This is a genomic window from Neorhizobium sp. LjRoot104 (assembly GCF_964253725.1).
Taxonomy (GTDB): domain Bacteria; phylum Pseudomonadota; class Alphaproteobacteria; order Rhizobiales; family Rhizobiaceae; genus Neorhizobium.
Map to the genome: position 1 here is coordinate 788,017 of NZ_CAXURS020000001.1, position 21,498 is coordinate 809,514.

The following is a 21,498-nucleotide window of genomic DNA, read 5'->3' on the forward strand; positions in this document are numbered from 1 at the left end:
AAATTGACTGGAGGTCAAAAGAATGAACATTAAGAGCCTTCTTCTCGGTTCTGCAGCGGCTCTCGCGGCAGTTTCCGGCGCTCAGGCTGCCGACGCCATCGTCGCTGCCGAACCGGAGCCCATGGAATACGTTCGTGTCTGCGATGCGTTCGGCACTGGTTACTTCTATATCCCCGGCACTGAAACCTGCCTCAAGATCGGTGGTTATGTCCGTTTCGAAGTCGGCTTTGGTGACGACACGAACGGCTTTAGTGGCGGCGACTGGGATTCGTACAGCCGCGCTCAGCTCGACTTCACGGCAAAGTCCGACACCGAACTCGGCACGCTGACTTCGGTTGCTTCGGTCCGTTTCGAAGCCAACCAGGACGTCGGCTACGCTTCGAACATCACTGCCGCTAGCGGCGGTGTGAACGATGCTTACATCAACGAAGCCTATATCCAGCTCGGCGGTTTCCGCGTCGGTCGCTGGTTGAACTGGTGGGATGCTAACGACCTGCCGGGCGAACTCGACAACCTCGGTTCGAACCGTCTGCAGTCGATCTCCTACACCTACACCGGCTCTGCCTTCACGGCTGGTATCCAGGTTGACGAACTGTCGCGTCTTCAGGGCGTTGGCGGACAGAACGTAGGTATCGAAGCTGTCATTCAGGCGGCTATCGGCCCGGCCAAGCTCGAACTGCTCGGTTCCTATGACTTCGGCGCCGAAGACGGCGCTGTCCGTGCGATCGGCTCCGTGGCCGTCGGTCCGGGCACCTTCTACCTCTCCGGTGTCTGGTCGTCGGGTGACAACGCCTACTACGGCGTAACCGATACCGGCGCTGGCGAAGCAGCTCTGGCCGTTGCCTATTCCTTCAAGGCGACCGACAAGCTCGAAATCATTCCGGAAGCCCAGTACATCTGGAATACGGAAGTTGATGCGGACGGCGACTTCTTCGGCGATGATGCCTGGGGCGCTGGCGTAACCGTCAACTACCAGATCGTCGAAAACTTCGCTGCCAAGGTTGCTGTAAACTATCAGGAAATTGGCGACAACGACGGTACGGTACAGGGTATCGTCCGCCTGCAGCGCGACTTCTAATCAAATGCCAGCCCGCGGTCGCAAGACCGCGGGCTGTTGCTGCTCGGCCACGACACGGTGAATTATTCGGGTCCACAAGGGCCCGGCGCCATCATCACCCATTGAAGTCTTCGCCGTTCCATCGATTCTTGCCCTTCCGCGACCGGCGAGGGCAGGATGGGAAAGGAAACCGATAAAAAGCCTGAGGCCTTTGACCTCCGCTCCTTCGGTCAATCCTACGCTGTCAATTACCAGTTCAATACCAGCGGCCCCATCAAGGTTGTGAAATCCAACCGGCTCACCACCCTTCTGGAACGGTACGTGGACATTCTTTGGGAGACGGGAAGCCATAAAAGTAACGTAAAGGCCTTCATCAGCGAACTCGACGAGATCCTTCTCGGCCAGGCGTTCGAGACCTTCACGGACGAAATGGTGGACCGACTGACCGGCGAATTACGCAAACGTGGCAACAGCAATGCAACCATCAATCGAAAGATGGCGGCGCTGAGCAAGCTGCTGCGGAAAGCGTTCAAAATGGGTGACATCCACAGCTTACCCGAATTCCGCCGCCAAAAGGAAAAGGCCGGCCGAATCCGCTTTCTCGAATTTGAAGAAGAAGAACGCCTCTTCGCGGCCATCCGCGCCAAGGATGAGCTGTATTACGCTCTCTGCATCTTCCTCGTCGACACCGGTGCGCGTCTGGGAGAGGGCATCGGCCTTCGCTGGAACGACCTTCATGAGAACCGTGCCACCTTCTGGATCACCAAGTCCGGCAAAAGCCGCACCGTCCCACTGACGAACCGCACCGCCGAAATCATCAAGACACTGGCTGGCGCCCAGGAGGGTCCTTTCGCCTCCATCGACCAGCAGCGCTTCCGCGTAATCTGGAACGCAGCCAAGGCCGAAGTCGGCCTTGGCACCGACGAAGACGTTGTTCCCCATGTCCTCCGCCACACCTGTGCGTCCCGCCTTGTACGGGGAGGGATCGACATCCGGCGCGTGCAAATGTGGCTCGGCCACCAGACCCTGCAAATGACGATGCGCTACGCCCACCTGGCGTCTTATGACCTAGACGTCTGCCTGCCGATCCTTGAACGGCGGCCCTAAAACTATCCAGCTTTCCAGCCTCGTCTGATCCTCCCGAGCCCCACTCATGCAGCGCACGGCGCGCTGATTTTGACTGGAGGTCAAAAGAATGAACATTAAGAGCCTTCTTCTCGGTTCTGCAGCGGCTCTCGCGGCAGTTTCCGGTGCTCAGGCTGCCGACGCCATCGTCGCTGCCGAACCGGAGCCCATGGAATACGTTCGTGTCTGCGACGCGTTCGGCACTGGTTACTTCTACATCCCCGGCACTGAAACCTGCCTCAAGATCGGTGGTTATGTCCGTTTCGAAGTCGGCTTTGGTGAGGACACGAATAGCTTCAACAACGGCGACTGGGATTCGTACAGCCGCGCTCAGCTCGACTTCACGGCAAAGTCCGACACCGAACTCGGCACGCTGACCTCGGTTGCTTCGGTTCGTTTCGAAGCCAACCAGGACGTTGGTTACACTTCCAACACCAGCTCCACTCCCGCTTACATCAACGAAGCCTATATCCAGCTTGGCGGTTTCCGCGTTGGTCGCTGGTTGAACTGGTGGGATGCTAACGACCTGCCGGGCGAACTCGACAACCTCGGTTCGAACCGTCTGCAGTCGATTTCCTACACCTACACCGGCTCTGCCTTCACGGCTGGTATCCAGGTTGACGAACTGTCGCGTCTTCAGGGCGTTGGCGGACAGAACGTCGGTATCGAAGCTGTCATCCAGGCAGCGATCGGCCCGGCCAAGCTCGAACTGCTCGGTTCCTATGACTTCGGCGCTGAAGACGGCGCTGTCCGTGCGATCGGCTCCGTGGCCGTCGGTCCGGGCACCTTCTACCTCTCCGGTGTCTGGTCGTCGGGTGACAACGCCTACTACGGCGTAACCGATACCGCCGCCGGTGAAGCAGCTCTGGCCGTTGCCTATTCCTTCAAGGCGACCGACAAGCTCGAGATCATTCCGGAAGCCCAGTACATCTGGAATACGGAAGCTGATGCAGACGGCGACTTCTTCGGTGATGATGCATGGGGCGCTGGCGTAACCGTCAACTACCAGATCGTCGAAAACTTCGCTGCCAAGGTTGCTGTAAACTATCAGGAAATTGGCGACAACGACGGTACGGTACAGGGTATCGTCCGCCTGCAGCGCGACTTCTAATCTGATTTGATCGGATGAAGCTTTTGAAGCCCGGCCTCGTGCCGGGCTTCTTGTTTTGAGGAATTTCGGCTGCATCGGATGGATGGTCGAAATGATTCCCGGGTAATTGGGGTTTTGGAAAACGGCCGTTCGCGTCCCGCCGGGCGTCGAAGCGGCCGACCACCGCGATGTGAATTTGTCCATCGCCGGCGAGGCCATGCCCCTATTCAAAAGAAGAGAAAATCGATCCCGATCAGGCCGCGGTGTGATTACCGCCGCCCGAACCGCAGGTCCGCCTCGATCTCCGCCTTCTGCCCAAGCCTCACCTTGTAGACCTGGTAATTCTCCATCACCCGCTGCACGTAGTTGCGGGTTTCGGGGAAGGGGATGCGCTCGATCCAGTCGACCACCTCGTCGAGCGACTTGCCGCGCGGGTCGCCGTAGCGGGTGATCCATTCGGGTACCCGTTTCGGGCCGGCATTATAGGCGATGAAGGTGAGGATGTAGGAGCCGCCGAACGTGTCGATCTGTTCGCCGAGATAATGCGCTCCGAGCGTCGCATTGTAGCCCGCATCCGTGGTCAGCCTTGCTGCCGCGTAGGTGAGGCCGTGCCGCTTGGCGACGCCCTGCGCCGTGCCGGGCAGGATCTGCAGCAGGCCGCGGGCGTTGGCGGGTGAAACCGCGCCCGGATTGAAGGCGCTTTCCTGGCGGGCGATCGCGTAGGCGAGGGCCTTGCCGGAACCGGCGATATCGGCACCGGCGGGGATGACGCCGATCGGGAATGCAAGTGCGGCCACGTCGATGCCGCGGCTGAAGGCGGTCTTGCCGATCTGCAGCGACAGGGCGTGATTGTCTTCCGATTCGGCTCGGGCCGTAAGGATCGCGAGTTCGCCGGGACTGGTCATCTCTTCCGCCAGCGCGCGGTAGAGCACGGCGGCGCGCTTGCCATGGCCGGCATCTTCCAGCCTTGCGATTGCCCGGACCGCTTCGCGGTTTTCGAAATTCTGGCGGTCGGCCCCGCTCGGCGTCGGATAGGTGACGTCGAGCGACTTGAGGTCAAGCCGTGCGGCCGCAAGCTGGCCGTAGAACGTGCTGGAGAAATGCGCGGCCTTGGCGAAGAACTCCTTGGCGCTGCCCGGCCCGCCGTCTTCCGCCGCTCGGCCGAGCCAGTAGAGGGCGCGTGAGGCGGAAAGCGGCTTGTTCGAGGTATCGAGGATCTTGCGGAAATGTTTCTCGGCGGTCGTGGGTTCATGCAGCGCCCGCAGCGCATACCAGCCGGCGTGGAATTCCGCATCGACGATATCGGTGGAGGAGGCGGCGACATAATTGGCAGCCGTTCGGTAGGCCAGCTTGAACTCGCCCTGGTCGGCGAGGCCGCGCGCCACGATGCGCCGCTCGTTCCACCATTCCGTGGTGTTGACAAGTTTTGCCGCGTCGCGCGGCGCCTTTTCGAGCAGGTCAGCCGCCTCGCGGTATTTGTCCTGCCGGCGCAGATATTCGACGCGGGCGAAGAGATAACCGGCATCCTCCTTCAGCGAGCCATCGACGCCGGAGAGCAACGCCTCGGCATTCTTGGCATTGCTGATAACGGCGGTCCAGGCCTTGTAGAGCGATTGCGCCTTGCCGAGATCGCCAAAACGTTTGGCCTGCGCCGCACGCCCCTTGTACATCAGGAAGTCCATCCGCGCCTTGTGGTCGGCGGCGGAAAGCAGCGTCGGGAATTCGGCGAGAATCTTGTCTTCGGTCGGCTTGTCGAGCGTCTCGGTCAGCCAGATCTGCCGCAGCGGGCGGGCGGCCTCCGCCTGCCTGGCCGAGGCGACGAGCGCCCGGGCAAGGATGAGCGTGCCCTCGGTGGTTTCCGGCCGGGTTGCGCCAAAGGCGGCAAGCACCGTTAGGGCGGGCGGGTTTTCGCGATAAAGCGCGCGTTCGGAATTGGCGCGCAAGCCCTTCAGACCGGGCCAGCCCTTGAGCTCCGTCTGGGCCGCGGCGATTTCGCCGGACGGCACGCCCGACGCGCCGGATGTGGCGATCGCCCAGGTGAGGATATGCCGGTCGAGCGAGCCTTCGGCGAGGCCGTTGCGTGTGGCAAGGGCGGCGGCGATGTCGTTGCCTGCAAGCGCGTCGAGCCCGGCTTTCAGTTCGGGTGCAACCACCAGCGGACCGGTTCTCGGGATCGTTCCGGTCACGTCCGGCACAGGCATCGCGGCGGGCATGGTGATCGCGACCGGGTTTTCGGGCTTCATATAGGGAAGGGGGGCCATGCTTTCGGGCAGCGATGCGGCAAGCGCATTCATGCCCGCAGCGCCGAGCCCCAGTGCTGCGAGGATCAGAACAGGCCTGTACATCCGGTAACTCGCGAAAATGGTCGTCCCCTTATTAGCCGCCAGCCACGTTAACGAAAGCTTACCACGTTTATGAAAATGCGTGGTTTCTTATATGAGATTCCATATGAAATCCCTGGCACTTGCGCTTGTCGCCGCTTTCCCGCCGCTTTATGGTGCGCGACCTGAAAGGCTTTCGGGAAAAAGGTCGGCTGCGTCGCGGCCCGTCCAAAGTTGTCGAGAGCCCTCATAGTCACGGATTGCGGCAGCAGAATGAACGCTGTCGATTGGGAGTTTTGCATGTTCAAGGGATCGATGCCCGCGCTGGTCACCCCGTTCACTGCCGATGGTGCGGTGGACGAGCAGGCTTTTGCCGCGCATGTGGATTGGCAGATCGGCGAAGGCAGCAGCGGCGTGGTGCCGGTCGGCACCACCGGTGAATCGCCGACGTTGAGCCATGACGAGCACAGGCGCGTCGTGGAACTCTGTATCGAAGTGGCGAAAAAGCGGGTACCGGTTATCGCCGGCGCCGGCTCCAACAATACGCGCGAAGCCGTCGAGCTTGCCGTGCACGCGGAAAAGGCCGGCGCCGATGCTGTCCTCGTCGTCACGCCCTATTACAACAAGCCGACCCAGAAGGGCCTGATCGCGCATTTCTCGGCGATCGCGCAAGCGACGAAACTGCCGATCATCATCTACAACATCCCGCCGCGCTCGGTCATCGACATGTCGCCGGAAACGATGGGAGCGCTTGTGAAGGCGCACCGCAACATCGTCGGCGTCAAGGATGCGACCGGCAAGATCGAGCGCGTCTCGGAACAGCGCATCACCTGCGGCAAGGATTTCGTCCAGCTCTCGGGCGAGGACGCGACGGCGCTCGGCTTCAACGCCCACGGCGGCGTCGGCTGCATCTCGGTAACGGCCAATGTCGCGCCGCGCCTCTGTGCGGAATTCCAGGCGGCGACGCTTGCCGGCGACTACGCCAAGGCGCTCGAATACCAGGATCGCCTGATGCCCTTGCACAAGGCCATCTTCATGGAGCCCGGCCTCTGCGGTGCCAAATATGGCCTCAACCGGATCCGCGGGATGAACCGCACGGTCCGCTCGCCGCTGGTCTCGACGCTGGAACCGGCAACCGAGGCGGCAATCGACGCGGCGCTGCGCCACGCCGGCCTGTTGAACTGAGACGCTTCCGCGCTCGCCGCTTCACTTTCGGCATCGGCCGCATTACATAGACAAGTAACCCCGCTCATAGCCCATGGGCGGGGATTTGTTTTCGGATAAAGGGCGGAACGGAATACACCCATGGCCCCCAAAGGCAGCCAGCGCACGGTCAACAAGATTGTCGCGGAGAACCGCAAGGCCCGCTACAACTATGAAATCATGGATACCTATGAGGCCGGCCTGGTCCTGACCGGAACAGAGGTCAAGTCTTTGCGCGAAGGCAAGGCGAACATTGCCGAATCCTACGCCTCCGACGAGGGCAACGAAATCTGGCTGATCAATTCGCATCTGCCGGAATACCTGCAGGCCAACCGCTTCAATCACGAACCGCGCCGCCGCCGCAAGCTGCTGTTGTCGAAGCGCGAGATCAACCGTCTGCGCGCCGGCATCAACCGCGAAGGCATGACCCTGGTGCCGCTGAAGATCTATTTCAACGAAAAGGGCCGCGCCAAGCTTGAGCTCGCGCTCGCCAAGGGCAAGAAGCTGCACGACAAGCGCGAGACCGAGAAGGAACGCGACTGGAACCGCCAGAAGTCGCGGCTTCTGAAATCAAACTGATCGACCGCGCGGCTCCCGCCGAAGCCACTACGCCGTCTATCGATCGTGAACTTCCGGGCCTCCCAGCCGTTAAGCGAGACACCAGGGAGGTCTCGTGCGGAAAGCAAGCTATCCGGATATCATCATCGATGCGATCGAGCGGCGGCGGATCGTCGAACTTCGCTACAAGGGCATAAAGCGCAGGGTGCGCCCGCATATCCTCGGTTATGCCGGGGAGGGCGCGCTCGCCCTCAGCGCCTGGCAGATTGGGGGAACGGGTTCCGGCTGGCGTCTGTTTCATGTCGATGAGATCAGCGATCTGACCCAGACCGAGGCGGGCTTCCACAGCCCCGCGCGCGGGTATAACCCCGACGATCCCGCCTTTTCGCGCATCATCGAACGGCTGTGAAATGTCGCCTCAGGAACAAAATCCGCACCATTCCGTTGCGTAGGTCTTGGAAGCAAGCGGGAAACGGGGCGATGGGGCAATGACGCGAAAGAAGATCCTGACCTACGGAACGCTGGTGATCGGCTTCGGCGCCGCCGCCTATCTGCTTTATCACACCTTTCGCGAATATTCGGTCTCCGACATCGTCGAATCCGTCCGCGCCATCCCCACCTTCAACCTCATGATGGCGCTCCTCTTCGCTTTCGGCTCCTATGTCTGCCTGACGGGTTTCGACTGGGCCGGCGTGCGGTATGTGAAGAACGACCTTGCCTATCCGAAGATCGGGCTTGCCTCCTTCATCGCGCTGTCGATCGGCCAGAGCGTCGGTCTCTCCGGCCTGAGCAGCGGCGCGCTGCGCTACCGCTATTATGCCCATTGGGGCATGAGCACCGAGGATGTGGCGAAGATCGTGCTGCTGTCGGGCGTCACGGTCGGTATCGGCATGGCAATGCTGTCGGGCATCGTCATGGTCCTCAACCCGAAGGATGCCGCGTCGGTGCTGGGCCTGGGTGAGGCCGTGGTCATCGCGATCGGGTTTGCTTGCCTTGCCGCAACTGCCGGATACCTTGCGCTCGCGGCCTTCGTCCGCACGCCGCTGAAGATCCGTTCCTGGACCTTCGAAATGCCGACGCTGAAGATCGCCATTGCCCAGGTGGTGATCGGTACGATCAATTTCGCGCTGGTCTCCGCCTGCCTGCGCGAGGTCATGGCCGCCACGGCGGATGTCAGCTATCTCAAGGCCGCAACCGCCTTCGTGCTCGCCAACCTGGCGATATTGATTACCCATGCGCCGGGCGGGCTCGGTGTCCTGGAAGCGACCGTCCGCCATGTCATGGGGGACCAGGCCTCCATCGGCTCGCTGGTCGCGTTCCGGGTGATCTATTTCTTCATCCCGTTCTTTATCGGCTTGCCGCTGTCCTTGATCGTCGAGGCGATTTTTCGGGCCAGGAAGGCCAGGCAGCAGTCGCAGTCGGGACTGGAGCTCACGGCGCCAGCATCGACGTGACTTTGTATTGAGCGTGGTGGGTGCTTACCCCTCTCTGCCCCACCATCCGCCGCTCGTGCTCCAGCAGCCAGCGCTTGCGCCACAGCCCACCGCCATAACCGGTGAGGCTGCCGTCGGCGCCGATCAGGCGGTGGCAGGGGATGGCGATGGCGATCTGGTTGGCGCCATTGGCACCCGCCACCGCGCGGGTGGAGGAGGGGAGGTTGAGTCCGCAGGCGACGGCCCCATAGGTGGTGGACACCCCGGCCGGGATCGCCCGCAGCGCCTCCCAGACCCGCCGCTGGAAGGGCGAGCCGTGCCCCGCCAGCCGCGTCCTGAAGCCCAGATCCTCGCCGGCGAAATAGGTCCTCAGCTCCGCCTCGATCTGATCGATCGGCGGATGGCGTCCCATGACGATGCCGCCGCCCGTGAACGTCCGAAGTTTCCGGATTTCCGCCGGCAGCGCCTTGCGCTCGGCGAATTCGAGGAGGTGCAGCGCGTGCTGGTCGGCGATCGCCATCATCGGCCCGATCGGCGTTTCGATCCAGTCGGCCCTGAGCAGGGTCTTTTCCCGCAGGCTGGCGGGTGCCGTCCCGAACAGCTTCGTTACCGCGCTGCGAAAACCACTGCCGGATTCGTACCCCGCGTCCAGCTGCGCGTCGAGAACGCTCGCCCCCTCCTTGAGTGTCTCGGCCGCCTTGCCCATCCGCCGCAATTTAGCGATTTCGAGGAAGCTCATGCCGAACTGCCGCTTGAAGGCGCGCCGGGCGGTGGAAGGGTCGATGCCGAGCGAAACGACATCCTCTTCGCTCCAGCGGCGGAAGGGTTCGGCATCGAGCGCCGAAAACAACCGGGTCACCATCGGATCCGCCTCGCCGAGTTTCAGCATCGGCCGGCAGCGGCTGCAGGGCCTGAAACCGGCCTCCAGGCATTCGGCGATCGTCTCGAAGAAACTGGTATTCTCGCGCTTCGGCTTGCGGGCCGGGCAGGTGAGGCGGCAGAAAATGCCGGTTGTCTTCACCGCCGCCCAGGCAAAACCCTCATAGGAGGCATCGCGGGCGACCAGGGCGTCATAAAGAGCGTCGTCGGAGGGGCGTTCGAAAAGCATGCGCCTTTTCTAGCCCAGAACGAAAAAAGGCGCCGCCGAAAAACGGGCGCCTATTCTTCTTTCGATATCTGAGACATCACCCGGATCAGACGTCGGCGGCCTCGGTCGGTTCCGCCGGACGAACCGGGCGCTCGGACGGATCGCGGCCGACTTCCGCCTTCAGCGACACCAGGTCGATGAAATGATCGGCCTGGCGGCGCAGGTCGTCGGCGATCATCGGCGGCTGGGTCGCCATGGTCGAAACCACGGAAACCTTGCGGCCCCTGCGCTGCAAGGCTTCCACCAGCGTGGTGAAATCGCCGTCGCCGGAAAACAGCACGAGATGGTCGACGGTTTCCGACTGCTCCATGGCATCGATCGCAAGCTCGATGTCCATGTTGCCCTTGATCTTGCGCCGACCCATCGAGTCGGTGAATTCCTTGGCCGGCTTGGTGACGACCTTGTACCCGTTGTAGTCGAGCCAGTCGATCAGCGGGCGGATCGAAGAATATTCCTGATCCTCGATCAGGGCCGTATAGTAATAGGCGCGTAGAAGATAACCGCGCTTCTGAAAAGCCTTGAGCAATTTCCGGTAATCGATGTCGAAGCCGAGGCTTTTCGAAGCAGCGTAAAGATTTGCGCCGTCTATGAAGAGAGCAATCTTCTCCCTTGGGTCAAACATGTGGTCTCCATCCCCTTTTCTTATCAACCTGCTTTGCAGGTGGAGACCTGGTCAATATAAGCCGAACCAAATCTCCGGAATAATCCACTACATTACGAACTATTCATATAACTGTCATTTATGGCACGATTCGCAATAATCCAAGCAGCTTGGGGTTGAATTTCGCGGGCGCCCCCAGAAGACGCCGCGCGGCTTGTCAAAAGTCAATTATCAGGAAAAACTTGAATTTGCCGCGCAATGGCTGTATCGGGCGTATCAATTCCGGAAATCACCGATCAAAGGACAGGCAATGGCCCGTGTCACAGTAGAAGATTGCATTGACAAAGTCGACAACAGGTTCGAACTGGTCCTGCTCGCGAGCCATCGTGCCCGCCAGATCTCGCAGGGCGCTTCGATCACCATCGATCGCGACAATGACAAAAATCCTGTCGTCGCCCTTCGCGAAATCGCCGATGAGACTCTTTCGCCGGACGACCTCAAGGAAGACCTCATTCATTCGCTGCAGAAGCATGTCGAGGTGGACGAGCCCGAGCCCGATCCGGCTTCGCTGATCGCTGCCGGCGGCGTGTCCGTCGCTTCGGATCGCGACGAGGAAGACGACGCTCCGGAAGCCGTCACCTTCGACCAGATGTCGGAAGAGGAACTGCTCGCCGGCATCGAAGGCCTGGTGCCGCCGGAAAAGAGCGACGATTACTAAGCGAAACATTCGCTTAGCAAGTTTTCGTTCATTCTCTCGCCCTAATCTGCTTGAATGTTTTATGATGGCTGCGCCAATCTTCACGGTTGGCGCGCCATTTTCTTTTCGGCCAGCGCCCATTCACGGGCACAGGCGCGGTATCGAGGACATTTTTCAGGATGATGCGGCAATACGAGCTCGTGGAACGGGTTCAGAAATACAAGCCCGAAGCCAACGAAGCTCTGCTCAACAAGGCCTATGTCTACGCCATGCAGAAGCATGGCCAGCAGAAGCGCGCCAGCGGCGACCCCTATATCTCCCATCCGCTCGAAGTTGCCGCCATCCTCACCGACATGCATCTCGACGAGTCGACGATCGCGGTTGCCCTGCTGCATGACACGATCGAGGATACCACCGCCACCCGGGCCGAGATCGACGAACTGTTCGGCGAGGATATCGGCCGGCTGGTCGAAGGCCTCACCAAGCTGAAACGCCTCGACCTCGTCTCCAAGAAGGCCAAGCAGGCGGAAAACCTGCGCAAGCTGCTGCTCGCCATTTCCGACGACGTGCGCGTTCTCCTCGTCAAGCTCGCCGACCGCCTGCACAACATGCGCACGCTGGAGCACATGAAGGCCGAGCAGAAGGCGCGCATTTCCGAAGAGACGATGGATATCTATGCGCCGCTTGCCGGCCGCATGGGCATGCAGGACATGCGCGACGAGCTGGAGGAACTGTCCTTCCGCTACATGAACCCGGAGGCCTACGAGACCGTCACCCAGAGGCTTGCCGATCTGGAAGCCCGCAACGAGGGCCTGATCAAGAAGATCGAGGACGAGCTGCGTGAATTGCTGATCGCCAACGGTCTCAAGGACGCCTTCGTCAAGGGTCGCCAGAAGAAGCCCTATTCGGTGTTCCGCAAGATGCAGTCGAAGTCGCTCTCCTTCGAGCAGCTTTCGGACGTCTACGGCTTCCGCATCATCGTCGGCGACATTCCGTCCTGTTACCGGGCGCTCGGTATCGTCCATACGCGGTGGCGCGTCGTGCCCGGCCGCTTCAAGGACTATATCTCCAACCCGAAGCAGAACGACTACCGCTCGATCCATACGACGATCGTCGGCCCGTCGCGCCAGCGCATCGAGCTGCAGATCCGCACCCAGCTGATGCAGGAGATCGCCGAATACGGCATCGCTGCGCATGCGCTCTACAAGGATGGCCAGGGAGCGGTGAAGGGCGGAGAGCTGCTGCCGAAGGAATCCAACGCCTATTCTTGGCTTCGGCACACGATCGAATCGCTGGCCGAAGGCGACAATCCGGAAGAATTTCTGGAGCATACCAAGCTCGAACTGTTCCAGGACCAGGTCTTCTGTTTCACGCCGAAGGGCAAGTTGATCGCCCTGCCGCGCGGCGCAACCCCGATCGACTTCGCCTATGCGGTTCACACCACCATCGGCAACACCACCGTCGGCGCCAAGATCAACGGCCGGATCATGCCACTCGTCACCCGCCTCAACAACGGCGACGAGGTGGAGATCATCCGCTCCGGCGTTCAGGTGCCGCCCGCCGCCTGGGAAGAGATCGTCGTCACCGGCAAGGCGCGCTCGGCGATCCGCCGCGCCACCCGCATGGCGATCCGCAAGCAATATGCCGGCCTCGGCCACCGCATCCTGGAGCGCACCTTCGAGCGCGCCGGCAAGGTCTTTGCCCGCGATACGCTCAAACCGGCGCTGCCCCGCCTGGCGCACAAGGATGTCGAGGACGCGATTGCCGCCGTCGGGCGCGGTGAGCTCTCCTCGCTCGACGTGCTGCGCGCCGTCTTCCCGGATTACAAGGACGAGCGGGTCACCGTGAAGCCGGCCGCCGATGACGGCTGGTTCAACATGCGCAGCGCCTCCGGCATGATCTTCAAGCTGCCGAACCAGCGGCGCGTCTCGCCGGAGGAGCTCGAGGCAGGCCCCGATCCGCTGCCGATCCGCGGCCTCTCCGGCAATCTGCAGGTGCGGTTTGCGCCGAGCGGCGCAGTCCCCGGCGACCGTATCGTCGGCATCATGGAGAAGGACACGGGCATCACCATCTACCCGATCCAGGCGTCTGCCCTGCAGCGCTTCGACGATCAGCCGGAACGCTGGATCGACGTGCGCTGGGATCTCGACGAAGCCAACAAATCGCGCTTCCTCGCCCGCATCGAGGTCAATACCCTGAACGAGCCGGGCACGCTCGCGACCGTTACCCAAACGATCGCCCATCTCGACATCAACATCCGAACGCTGACCATGGGCAGCAACCGCGCCGCCGATTTCTCCGAGATCACCATGGAAGTCGAGGTCTGGGACCTGAGGCAGTTGAACCAGCTGTTGAGCCAGCTGAAGGATCTCGACTGCGTGGCGAATGTGAAGCGGGTGTATGACTGAGGGGGCGTGACGGATTTGCCCCTCACCCTAACCCTCTCCCCGCGTGCGGGGCGAGGGGACGTGCCACACGTGTGGTCGGAGAGGGACGTAGACGGCGCGGCATATGTCCTTCTCCCCGTCAAAACGGGGAGAAGGTGCCCGGCAGGGCGGATGAGGGGCGTTCCGATATGCAGTCGCCGCTTACCCGAACGAGAGTTTTCCCTTAGCCCGAAACCGTCTCGGCCTTGTTCTCTAGGGAACGAGCCTCGCTCGCATCGCGCACGAACGCACCCTGCGCCCGCAGCGTCGATTGCAGTTCGGCGATATTCACATCCCGCGGCGTCACGCCGCGATTGGCCGCGATACCCGCCGCAGCACCCGCCGCCTGTCCCGTCAGCCAGCATTGCGGGATTTCGCGCATGAAACCGTGGCTGTTGGCATCGCAGGAGATGTGGCGTCCCGCGGCCAGCAGTCCGTTCAGCCTGGCCGGGACAAGCGCTCCGTAAGGCACGGAGATCGCCGGGAATTTCGGCGAGACCGAGGGGCTGACGCCTATTTCGTCCGGCAGGACCTTGCCCTCGGGCCACTGGCTGCGCTCGACCCTGCCGACCCCGGCCAGCCGCCGCGTGTGCCGGACGCCGAGCTGCGGGGCGCTCAAGAGCATGTAGGCGTCCTTGAAGCCGGGCGCGTTCTTGCGGAAGAACTCGCAATGCGACTGCATGAACCGGTGCGAGCGGATTTCCACCTCGGTCATGTCGTCGACATTGAGCGCCGAAAGACCCGATTGCCGCGGCCCGAGGAACAGCGCGATGTCGTTGCGCCAGGAAACGTAAGGCGTCTGGAAGAACCCGAGCTGATCACGCCCCAGCGCGTTGAAGTCGGCGAAGGCCTGCTCCTGCTCGGATCGGAATGTCAGCCACGTCGCCATGTCGACGCCGCCCAGCATGAAGCCGGTATTCATCGAGTGATGCACGTCGCCTTCCTCGATATCGGCTTCGAAATCGGCCCCTGCGCGTGCAAAAACGTCACCGTCGCCGGTGCAGTCCACCACGACCTTGGCCATGATCCCCTGGCGGCCTTCCTTGCTTTCGAAGACGACACCCTTGACCGCGCCATCCTCGACCACCGGCGTCGCGGCCCAGGAATGGAAGACGATCCTGACACCCGCCTCGATCAGCATTTCCTGCGAGGTCAGCTTCAGCCGCTCGGGATCGATGGTCGGCGCCCAGGTGACGATGCCGTGGAAGGCGGAGGTCCGCAGCCGCCAGTATTTCGCAAGCTCGGCATCCTGCACGCCCCAGAGGCTGCGGTCCGGCCCAGCGACGGCTTCAGGGGGAAGGCGGCCGAGAACCTCCTCGGCAAACCCGCGAATGACCTGTCGTCCCTCCCAGTCGGTCATCCGGTCGATCCAGATCACCACGCCGCCCGTGGAAAGACCGCCGAGATGATTGTAGCGCTCCAGCACCACGACCTCGGCTCCGGTTCGGGCCGCGGCAAGTGCCGCTGCCGTTCCCGAGGGACCGCCACCCACCACCAGCACGTCGCAGCGATGATAGACGGGGATGTCGCGCGCCTCTTCGCGAAGAACGCCCTCACCGTTGCGGCGGGGGAAGACATATTGGCCTGATTCAAAGATGTCGGAACTCAGGAAGCGGTTCTCGTTCTGGCGTATCTCCTTCACCGATACGTTGCGATCATTCATGGCATCCTCCTCAATTTCCGCCGGTCGTCGCGCCCGACGAGCCCGAGGGGGGATTTAGCCAAGGAAAACGCTGCTCGGAAAGACACCAATCCGCCGATAGAGCTTTCTCGATTTGGGCTAGGATCGGCCCCGCAGACCCCACGAAAGATCCACAGAATGGCTTCGCGCCGGAGCCGGCCGCTGTCAGCCCTGCGATGCGGCGGTGAAAACAGCCAGCTGTGCGTCGAAGGCCCGCTTGTATGCGGGTCGCTCTTCGCCGCGGGCGACATAGGCGGAAAGGTTCGGATAGCCGCCCAGGATATCCGATGACGCTTTCAACCTGAGCAGCACCGACACCATCAGGAGGTCACCTGCGCTGAACGCACCGTCGCGCCAGTCCAAGTCGCCGAGACGGCGGGAAAGGTCGGCCAGCCGCTTCCGGATACTATCCTCGAGCGCGCGCAGACGTTTCTCGTACCAGGGCTCTTCGCGCTCGAGGATTGTCGCGAGGCTGCGGTCGAAGATCGGCGGTTCCACGGTATTGAGCGCGGCAAACATCCATGCGATGGCGCGCGCCCGGGCATTCGCATCGTCGGGCAGCAGGCCTCCGTGCCGTTCCGCGATATGGAGCACGATCGCTCCCGACTCGAACAGGGCGAGATCGCCTTCTTCATAGGTCGGAATCTGCCCGAAAGGCTGAAGCGCCAGATGCGCGGATTCCTTCATCGCCTTGAACGAAACAAGACGGACGTCGTAAGGCTGTCCCGCTTCTTCGAGCGCCCAGCGAACGCGCATGTCACGCGCCAGCCCCCGGCCACGGTCCGGCGACCGTTCGAAGGCGGTAATGGTAATAGTCATCGTCGTCCTCCATGGCTTGTTCGTCTTGAAGACGACCGGCTAAACGCGATTCCGACATCCGTGCCCGAAACAATGCCTCCCGTCATATCAAATACGGCTCAAACGCGCACGTTCCTCTGCTGTGGAGTGTCGGCTTCTCCGCAAGTTGGAACCTGACGAACGCCGACGCGCCCATTTCCTGCGCATCCCCATTAACCCGCCATGCTTCCCACGCAGGGCTGCCCGGCGGTTGCGGCGTTGGTAAAGCGCGGTGCCGCGCCTTATGTTGTTGCAGTGCAATATTAGAAGAAAGGAAACATCATGTTTGACTCAGTACGCAAGTTCGCCCGCGCTTTCCGCGTCCCCACCACCCAGGACCGCGAAGTCGCTTACCTGAACGAAGCAAACGACCGGATCGACCTCGAATACCGCATGCGCCAGATCGACCGCGGCATGTTCCGCAAGTCCGGTTTCTAAGCGACACGCCTCGACCAGCCACCCGTTCGCGCGGAAGATTGCCGCGCGGCAGTTGCAGGTCTTCGCGTGCCGCCTCGATGCGGCCGAAGACCCGATCACCTCCGCGAAAAGCTTGTCTCATGCGAGACGGGCCAATTTTCGCCATCATCTTCGGCTTGGGCTAAAGCCTGTTCGACCGAAGAATCCCGCAGCTGACGGATCAAGATCCCGCTGCCGACCAGATGCGCTCCGATGCCGTTTCGCCGCCGTACACCGCTTGCATTTCGTGAAAGACTGCGCCGTGCCGTCCTGCCTCCCAAGGGCTTTCGCCGCGTCCTCGATTATTATCGCCTCAAGGTGATGCGCATTGGCGGTTCGCCGCATGCGGTTGCGGCCGGTCTTGCGATCGGCGTGGTCAGCGCCTGGACTCCGTTTCTCGGCCTCCACATCCTGTTTGCGATCCCGCTCGCCTATCTCTTCGGCGGCAGCATGATCGCCGCGGCGCTCGGCACCACCTTTGCCAATCCCATCACCTGCCCGATCATCTGGCCGCTCACCTGGAAGATCGGCGAGACGATGCTTGGCAACGACGCTGCCGGCCATGACAGTCTCGATCTCGGCAGGCTTTTTCACCATCTCGATGTCTCGCAGCTCTGGCGACCGATCCTGGAGCCGATGCTGATAGGCTCCCTGCCGCCGGGCATTCTGTGCGGCCTGGTTTTCTATGCCGTCACGTATCTGGGCGTGCGCAGTTTCCGTAACCGGCGGCTGGAACGCTTGACGGCGCGGGCCGGAGCCCTCAAGTCAGTATAAAGACTGACGGGAAGCGGCCGGGCGCCGCAGGGAGATTTCATGATCATCGGCATGGGCAGCGACCTCATCGACATAAGACGCGTGGAGAAATCCATCGAACGTTTCGGCGAGCGTTTCACCCATCGCTGTTTCACCGAGATCGAGCGGGCAAAATCCGACCGCCGCCAGAACCGCGCGGCCTCCTATGCCAAGCGTTTCGCCGCCAAGGAGGCCTGTTCCAAGGCGCTCGGCACCGGCATCGCGCACGGCGTGTTCTGGAAGGACATGGGGGTCGTCAACCTGCCCGGCGGGCGACCGACCATGGTCCTCACCAATGGCGCCGCCGAACGTCTTGCGGGCATGATGCCGGCAGGCCACGAAGCGGTTATTCACATCACCATCACCGACGAATACCCTTATGCGCAGGCCTTTGTGGTGATCGAAGCGCGCCTCGCGGCCTAATCGACCATTGCCGCCGCTTTGCGAAGGGTTTAGAGAACGCAAAACCGCTGGCAACAGCCGAGCCGAACAGAAAGACGTCAAACGTGTCCGATAAAGCCGAGACCAAGTCGCAGAACAGCCTCTGGGAAAACATCAAGGTCATCATCCAGGCCTTGCTGCTGGCGATGGTGATCCGTACGGTGCTGTTCCAGCCGTTCACCATCCCGTCCGGTTCGATGATGCCGACCCTGCTCGTCGGCGACTATATCTTCGTCAACAAGTTCGCCTACGGTTATTCGAAATATTCGCTGCCGTTCTCGCCCGACCTGTTCTCAGGCCGCATCCTGGAATTCAATGAGCCGAAGCGTGGCGACGTCATCGTCTTCCGCCTGCCGAGCCATCCGGACATCGACTATATCAAGCGCCTGATCGGCCTGCCGGGCGACCGCGTCCAGGTCACCAACGGCGTGCTGTTCCTCAACGGCAAGCCGGTCCCCAAGCAGGGCGACGGCACCTTCACCTCCGATTACAGCCTCGATCCGGGCACCGACGTGCCGGTCTTCCGCGAAACGCTGGATAACGGCGTCACCTACGACACGCTCGACCATTCCCCGGTTTCGCGCGGCGACAACACCCAGGAATTCGTCGTTCCGGCCGGCCACTATTTCTTCATGGGTGACAACCGCGACAACTCCCTCGACAGTCGTTTCGACGTCGGTTACGTGCCCGCCGAAAACCTGGTCGGTCGCGCCAGCGTCATCTTCTTCTCGCTCGGCAACGACACCTCGTTCCGCGAGATCTGGAAGTGGCCGACGAATATGCGCTGGGACCGGATTTTCAAGGTCGTCCGGTGATGAAGTCCAAGACGCTTTCGGCGGAGGAGCGGGGCCAGCTTGAAAAAGCCATAGGTCATGAATTCGCCGACAAGCAATGGCTCGACCGGGCGCTCACTCATGCGAGCACCGGGTCGGCCAAGAGCGCCAATTACGAACGGCTGGAATTCCTCGGAGACCGCGTGCTCGGCCTGTGTGTCGCCGAACTGCTGTTCAAGACGTTCCGCACCGCGGCCGAAGGCGAGCTTTCCGTGCGACTGAACCAGCTCGTCAGCGCCGACAGCTGCGCGCTGGTTGCCGACGAACTGGAGCTGCACCGCTTCATCCGCACCGGTGCCGACGTCAAGAAGCTGACTGGCAAGCGGATGATGAACGTGCGCGCCGACGTGGTGGAAAGCCTGATCGCAGCGCTTTATCTCGATGGCGGGCTCGAAGCCGCCCGCGGCTTCATCCTGAAGTATTGGGAAGGCCGCGCCACCCGCGCCGACGGCGCGCGGCGCGATGCCAAGACCGAGCTGCAGGAATGGGCGCATGCGAAATTCGGCCTGACGCCCGCCTACCGGGTGGACGAACGGTCCGGGCCGGATCATGATCCCCGTTTCACGGTGACCGTCGAGGTAACCGGCGTGGCGCCGGAGACCGGCGTGGATCGATCCAAGCGCGCCGCCGAACAGGTGGCCGCCACCAGGATGCTCGAACGCGAAGGCGTGTGGCAGAAACCCTCTGCCGAACAATGAATTGGACACTATGACCGAGAACGACAACACTGCCGGTGACGAGAACGAAGCCGGCCAGACTCCCGCCGGGGCGACGCCCGCTGGTGCTACCCATTCAGGCTTCGTGGCGCTGATCGGCCCGACCAATGCCGGAAAATCGACGCTGCTCAACCGGCTCGTCGGCGCCAAGGTGTCGATCGTCAGCCACAAGGTGCAGACGACGCGCGCCATCGTGCGCGGCATCGCCATCCATGACAACGCCCAGATCGTCTTCATGGATACGCCCGGCATCTTCAAGCCGCGCCGCCGGCTCGACCGCGCCATGGTGACGTCGGCCTGGGGCGGCGCCAAGGATGCCGACCTGATCCTTCTCCTGATCGACAGCGAACGCGGCATCCGCGGCGATGCCGAGGCGATCCTCGAAGGTTTGAAGGAAGTCCAGCAGCCGAAGATCCTTGTCCTGAACAAGATCGATCGCGTCCGCCATGAGGACCTGCTGAAACTGGCTGCTGCCGCCAACGAAGCCGTGGCGTTCGAGCGCACCTTCATGGTCTCGGCCACGACAGGTTCCGGCTGTGACGACCTGATGGACTATCTGTCCGCGACGCTGCCGGAAGGCCCCTGGTATTATCCCGAGGACCAGATTTCCGACCTGCCGATGCGCCAGCTCGCCGCCGAGATCACCCGCGAAAAGCTCTTCCTGCGCCTCCACCAGGAGCTTCCCTACGCCAGTCATGTCGAGACTGAGAAGTGGGAGGAGCGCAAGGACGGTTCGGTGCGCATCGAACAGGTGATCTACGTGGAGCGCGACAGCCAGAAGAAGATCGCGCTCGGCAAGAACGGCGACGCCATCAAGGCGATCTCCACCGCGTCCCGCAAGGAGCTCTCGGAGATCCTCGAACAGCCTGTCCACCTCTTCCTGTTCGTCAAGGTTCGCGAGAACTGGGGCGACGATCCGGAACGGTTCCGCGAGATGGGACTGGAGTTTCCGAAGTCCTGAGCCACAGCGCCAGCTCTGCCGACGCCGCCGCATGGCGGCGTGAATTATTCTTGGCCCCACCTGCGGACGAAGGGCCTTGTTAGTGATTTTTATCCATCATTATAATGACTTGCTAACGTAGAGCCGAAGATCCAATTTATCGGTAAAGTGGCATGGAGAGTCATGAATGTCGGATATCGGGTCAGGAGGGGAAGACGCGGGCTTGGACGATCCGAACGCTCTCGGCTTCTACAGTTGGGTCGTGCCGGAAAACAAGGTGTATGGCGATCAGGTGATCGCCGACATATTCGGCCTTTCCGACGAGGAGTTGGCCGCCGGTGCGCCCATCGAGAGGGTCATCCGCTACATCAACGAGGGCGACAGGCAACGGGTCGCAAAGGCGATCCACGATGCGATCGTCGGCGGTGGCGCATACCGGGAAAACTACCGCCTCACCCATCCGGACGGCCGCCGGATCGAGGTCGTCGCGAACGGCCGTTGTCTGCGCGATGCAGACGGTGTTCCCTATATCTATTCCGGGACGGTCGCGATCCAGTCCTCGGCTGCGGCGGTTGCCGCGACCGATCCGCTGGAGCGCCATTGCCGCGCTGCTCTCGGGCTCGCCACCAAACGCCGCCAGATGCTCGCCGCACGCTACCTCACGTCGGCGCTCAACGTGCTCGGCAAATAGGCTGGCGCCTCATTTCTGCCGGTCCATCAGCGCCTTGATCTCCTGGTACCGGCGGCGATTGTCCTGGTCCTGCTCGTTCGGGCCGTAGCAGGTGTCGGAAATGCAGAAGCGCTGCAGGCGGAAGGGCGGCTGCCCCTTGTCGAACTCGCATTCGATGCTGTTGTTGAAATCGGTCGGCTTGGCGTCCTCGCGGGTGGAATAGGTCAGGCGCGCGCCAGGCGGATCCAGCTCGGGGAAGGACTGGACGATCCCCGTCTTGATCGACGGCACCAGCAGGAAATTCTTGGCGACCGTGATGCAGGCCTGCTCGAGCTGCTGCGATTGCGCGGCGGCCGGCGAGGGGAGAAGGGTGGCAGGCGAGGCGGCCAGAAGGGCGGCGGCGAAGAGGGCGTATTTCATGAAGGCTCCCCAAGGATGGCGTGATGTGGGTCGTATCGGCATTTCGCACAGAAA

General features: G+C 62.0%; 22 protein-coding genes. 16 read left to right on the forward strand and 6 right to left on the reverse strand.

Annotated features, from left to right (window positions below; translation table 11 throughout):
* Positions 1 to 22 precede the first annotated feature (22 nt).
* The 3 genes from ACSQ8R_RS03985 to ACSQ8R_RS03995 all read left to right on the forward strand — a co-directional run bounded on the left by ACSQ8R_RS03985 (position 23) and on the right by ACSQ8R_RS03995 (position 3,293).
* Positions 23 to 1,078 (forward strand): porin, encoded by a 1,056-nt coding sequence (locus ACSQ8R_RS03985; RefSeq protein WP_436252196.1) that lies wholly within the window; start codon positions 23 to 25, stop codon positions 1,076 to 1,078.
* A 156-nt stretch (positions 1,079 to 1,234) separates the two neighbouring features.
* Positions 1,235 to 2,164 (forward strand): tyrosine-type recombinase/integrase, encoded by a 930-nt coding sequence (locus ACSQ8R_RS03990; protein WP_436252197.1) that lies wholly within the window; start codon positions 1,235 to 1,237, stop codon positions 2,162 to 2,164.
* Between the two features lie 88 nt (positions 2,165 to 2,252).
* Positions 2,253 to 3,293, forward strand: a complete 1,041-nt coding sequence (locus ACSQ8R_RS03995) for a porin (RefSeq protein ID WP_436252198.1) — start codon at positions 2,253 to 2,255, stop codon at positions 3,291 to 3,293.
* Positions 3,294 to 3,541: 248 nt separating this feature from the next.
* On the opposite strand, the gene ACSQ8R_RS04000 is transcribed toward ACSQ8R_RS03995, so the two are convergent.
* Entirely contained in the window at positions 3,542 to 5,533 is a 1,992-nt protein-coding gene (locus tag ACSQ8R_RS04000) for a lytic transglycosylase domain-containing protein (RefSeq protein WP_436255372.1), read from the reverse strand.
* Positions 5,534 to 5,893: 360 nt separating this feature from the next.
* On the opposite strand from ACSQ8R_RS04000, the gene dapA reads away from it, so the two are divergent.
* The 4 genes from dapA to ACSQ8R_RS04020 all read left to right on the forward strand — a co-directional run bounded on the left by dapA (position 5,894) and on the right by ACSQ8R_RS04020 (position 8,808).
* The gene (dapA, locus tag ACSQ8R_RS04005) at positions 5,894 to 6,778 is read left to right on the forward strand and encodes a 4-hydroxy-tetrahydrodipicolinate synthase (protein WP_436252199.1); all 885 of its coding nucleotides are present in this window, start codon (positions 5,894 to 5,896) and stop codon (positions 6,776 to 6,778) included.
* Between the two features lie 120 nt (positions 6,779 to 6,898).
* Complete coding sequence (gene smpB, locus ACSQ8R_RS04010; RefSeq protein ID WP_210011223.1) at positions 6,899 to 7,375, forward strand: SsrA-binding protein SmpB; 477 nt, start codon at positions 6,899 to 6,901, stop codon at positions 7,373 to 7,375.
* 94 nt (positions 7,376 to 7,469) lie between these two features.
* Positions 7,470 to 7,763 carry a WYL domain-containing protein gene (locus tag ACSQ8R_RS04015; RefSeq protein WP_436252200.1) on the forward strand — a complete coding sequence of 98 codons (294 nt, stop codon included), beginning with the start codon at positions 7,470 to 7,472 and terminating at the stop codon, positions 7,761 to 7,763.
* A 79-nt stretch (positions 7,764 to 7,842) separates the two neighbouring features.
* A complete protein-coding gene (locus ACSQ8R_RS04020; RefSeq protein ID WP_436252201.1) occupies positions 7,843 to 8,808 on the forward strand; it encodes a lysylphosphatidylglycerol synthase transmembrane domain-containing protein in 966 nt (321 codons plus the stop codon).
* On the opposite strand, the gene ACSQ8R_RS04025 is transcribed toward ACSQ8R_RS04020, so the two are convergent.
* Entirely contained in the window at positions 8,786 to 9,895 is a 1,110-nt protein-coding gene (locus ACSQ8R_RS04025) for a bifunctional transcriptional activator/DNA repair enzyme AdaA (protein WP_436252202.1), read from the reverse strand. The two genes, ACSQ8R_RS04020 and ACSQ8R_RS04025, sit on opposite strands and share 23 nt — an antisense overlap.
* Positions 9,896 to 9,980: 85 nt before the next feature.
* Positions 9,981 to 10,556 (reverse strand): NYN domain-containing protein, encoded by a 576-nt coding sequence (locus ACSQ8R_RS04030; RefSeq protein WP_436252203.1) that lies wholly within the window; start codon positions 10,554 to 10,556, stop codon positions 9,981 to 9,983.
* Positions 10,557 to 10,845: 289 nt separating this feature from the next.
* Here ACSQ8R_RS04030 and rpoZ point away from each other — a divergent pair, with 289 nt between their 5' ends.
* Both rpoZ and ACSQ8R_RS04040 read left to right on the forward strand, forming a co-directional pair.
* On the forward strand, positions 10,846 to 11,253 hold the full coding sequence (gene rpoZ, locus ACSQ8R_RS04035; protein ID WP_306864869.1) for a DNA-directed RNA polymerase subunit omega: 408 nt from the start codon (positions 10,846 to 10,848) through the stop codon (positions 11,251 to 11,253).
* 158 nt (positions 11,254 to 11,411) lie between these two features.
* Positions 11,412 to 13,640 carry a RelA/SpoT family protein gene (locus ACSQ8R_RS04040; protein WP_436252204.1) on the forward strand — a complete coding sequence of 743 codons (2,229 nt, stop codon included), beginning with the start codon at positions 11,412 to 11,414 and terminating at the stop codon, positions 13,638 to 13,640.
* Positions 13,641 to 13,842: 202 nt separating this feature from the next.
* On the opposite strand, the gene ACSQ8R_RS04045 is transcribed toward ACSQ8R_RS04040, so the two are convergent.
* Both ACSQ8R_RS04045 and ACSQ8R_RS04050 read right to left on the reverse strand, forming a co-directional pair.
* A complete protein-coding gene (locus ACSQ8R_RS04045; RefSeq protein WP_436252205.1) occupies positions 13,843 to 15,321 on the reverse strand; it encodes an FAD-dependent oxidoreductase in 1,479 nt (492 codons plus the stop codon).
* Between the two features lie 183 nt (positions 15,322 to 15,504).
* Complete coding sequence (locus ACSQ8R_RS04050) at positions 15,505 to 16,158, reverse strand: glutathione S-transferase family protein (protein WP_436252206.1); 654 nt, start codon at positions 16,156 to 16,158, stop codon at positions 15,505 to 15,507.
* Between the two features lie 300 nt (positions 16,159 to 16,458).
* Between ACSQ8R_RS04050 and ACSQ8R_RS04055 the strand changes: the two genes are divergently transcribed.
* The 7 genes from ACSQ8R_RS04055 (at position 16,459) to ACSQ8R_RS04085 (ending at position 21,045) form a co-directional block, all read left to right on the forward strand.
* Positions 16,459 to 16,614: a DUF3563 family protein gene (locus ACSQ8R_RS04055; protein ID WP_080954080.1), complete on the forward strand. Its 156-nt coding sequence runs from the start codon at positions 16,459 to 16,461 to the stop codon at positions 16,612 to 16,614.
* A 231-nt stretch (positions 16,615 to 16,845) separates the two neighbouring features.
* The gene (locus tag ACSQ8R_RS04060) at positions 16,846 to 17,406 is read left to right on the forward strand and encodes a DUF2062 domain-containing protein (RefSeq protein ID WP_436252207.1); all 561 of its coding nucleotides are present in this window, start codon (positions 16,846 to 16,848) and stop codon (positions 17,404 to 17,406) included.
* Between the two features lie 39 nt (positions 17,407 to 17,445).
* Entirely contained in the window at positions 17,446 to 17,847 is a 402-nt protein-coding gene (gene acpS, locus ACSQ8R_RS04065; RefSeq protein ID WP_436252208.1) for a holo-ACP synthase, read from the forward strand.
* An 83-nt stretch (positions 17,848 to 17,930) separates the two neighbouring features.
* The gene (gene lepB, locus ACSQ8R_RS04070) at positions 17,931 to 18,680 is read left to right on the forward strand and encodes a signal peptidase I (protein WP_210011236.1); all 750 of its coding nucleotides are present in this window, start codon (positions 17,931 to 17,933) and stop codon (positions 18,678 to 18,680) included.
* Complete coding sequence (gene rnc, locus ACSQ8R_RS04075) at positions 18,677 to 19,396, forward strand: ribonuclease III (protein ID WP_436255373.1); 720 nt, start codon at positions 18,677 to 18,679, stop codon at positions 19,394 to 19,396. Before lepB ends, rnc begins: the two co-directional genes overlap by 4 nt.
* 10 nt (positions 19,397 to 19,406) lie before the next feature.
* On the forward strand, positions 19,407 to 20,375 hold the full coding sequence (gene era, locus ACSQ8R_RS04080; RefSeq protein ID WP_436252209.1) for a GTPase Era: 969 nt from the start codon (positions 19,407 to 19,409) through the stop codon (positions 20,373 to 20,375).
* A 166-nt stretch (positions 20,376 to 20,541) separates the two neighbouring features.
* Positions 20,542 to 21,045 (forward strand): PAS domain-containing protein, encoded by a 504-nt coding sequence (locus ACSQ8R_RS04085; RefSeq protein ID WP_436252210.1) that lies wholly within the window; start codon positions 20,542 to 20,544, stop codon positions 21,043 to 21,045.
* Between the two features lie 9 nt (positions 21,046 to 21,054).
* Here the strand turns inward: ACSQ8R_RS04085 and ACSQ8R_RS04090 are convergent, their stop codons facing one another.
* Positions 21,055 to 21,444, reverse strand: coding sequence for a hypothetical protein (locus ACSQ8R_RS04090; RefSeq protein WP_436252211.1), 390 nt, complete (start codon positions 21,442 to 21,444; stop codon positions 21,055 to 21,057).
* Positions 21,445 to 21,498 lie beyond the last annotated feature (54 nt).

What these genes read in the sequence shown, in the direction of transcription:
- ACSQ8R_RS03985 (WP_436252196.1), top strand. Translation starts at nt 23, where the DNA reads ATGAACATTAAGAGCCTTCTTCTCGGTTCTGCAGCGGCTCTCGCGGCA.
- ACSQ8R_RS03990 (WP_436252197.1), top strand. Translation starts at nt 1,235, where the DNA reads ATGGGAAAGGAAACCGATAAAAAGCCTGAGGCCTTTGACCTCCGCTCC.
- ACSQ8R_RS03995 (WP_436252198.1), top strand. Translation starts at nt 2,253, where the DNA reads ATGAACATTAAGAGCCTTCTTCTCGGTTCTGCAGCGGCTCTCGCGGCA.
- ACSQ8R_RS04000 (WP_436255372.1), bottom strand. Translation starts at nt 5,533, where the DNA reads ATGGCCCCCCTTCCCTATATGAAGCCCGAAAACCCGGTCGCGATCACC.
- dapA (WP_436252199.1), top strand. Translation starts at nt 5,894, where the DNA reads ATGTTCAAGGGATCGATGCCCGCGCTGGTCACCCCGTTCACTGCCGAT.
- smpB (WP_210011223.1), top strand. Translation starts at nt 6,899, where the DNA reads ATGGCCCCCAAAGGCAGCCAGCGCACGGTCAACAAGATTGTCGCGGAG.
- ACSQ8R_RS04020 (WP_436252201.1), top strand. Translation starts at nt 7,843, where the DNA reads ATGACGCGAAAGAAGATCCTGACCTACGGAACGCTGGTGATCGGCTTC.
- ACSQ8R_RS04025 (WP_436252202.1), bottom strand. Translation starts at nt 9,895, where the DNA reads ATGCTTTTCGAACGCCCCTCCGACGACGCTCTTTATGACGCCCTGGTC.
- ACSQ8R_RS04030 (WP_436252203.1), bottom strand. Translation starts at nt 10,556, where the DNA reads ATGTTTGACCCAAGGGAGAAGATTGCTCTCTTCATAGACGGCGCAAAT.
- rpoZ (WP_306864869.1), top strand. Translation starts at nt 10,846, where the DNA reads ATGGCCCGTGTCACAGTAGAAGATTGCATTGACAAAGTCGACAACAGG.
- ACSQ8R_RS04040 (WP_436252204.1), top strand. Translation starts at nt 11,412, where the DNA reads ATGATGCGGCAATACGAGCTCGTGGAACGGGTTCAGAAATACAAGCCC.
- ACSQ8R_RS04045 (WP_436252205.1), bottom strand. Translation starts at nt 15,321, where the DNA reads ATGAATGATCGCAACGTATCGGTGAAGGAGATACGCCAGAACGAGAAC.
- ACSQ8R_RS04050 (WP_436252206.1), bottom strand. Translation starts at nt 16,158, where the DNA reads ATGACTATTACCATTACCGCCTTCGAACGGTCGCCGGACCGTGGCCGG.
- ACSQ8R_RS04055 (WP_080954080.1), top strand. Translation starts at nt 16,459, where the DNA reads ATGTTTGACTCAGTACGCAAGTTCGCCCGCGCTTTCCGCGTCCCCACC.
- ACSQ8R_RS04060 (WP_436252207.1), top strand. Translation starts at nt 16,846, where the DNA reads ATGCCGTTTCGCCGCCGTACACCGCTTGCATTTCGTGAAAGACTGCGC.
- acpS (WP_436252208.1), top strand. Translation starts at nt 17,446, where the DNA reads ATGATCATCGGCATGGGCAGCGACCTCATCGACATAAGACGCGTGGAG.
- era (WP_436252209.1), top strand. Translation starts at nt 19,407, where the DNA reads ATGACCGAGAACGACAACACTGCCGGTGACGAGAACGAAGCCGGCCAG.
- ACSQ8R_RS04085 (WP_436252210.1), top strand. Translation starts at nt 20,542, where the DNA reads ATGTCGGATATCGGGTCAGGAGGGGAAGACGCGGGCTTGGACGATCCG.
- ACSQ8R_RS04090 (WP_436252211.1), bottom strand. Translation starts at nt 21,444, where the DNA reads ATGAAATACGCCCTCTTCGCCGCCGCCCTTCTGGCCGCCTCGCCTGCC.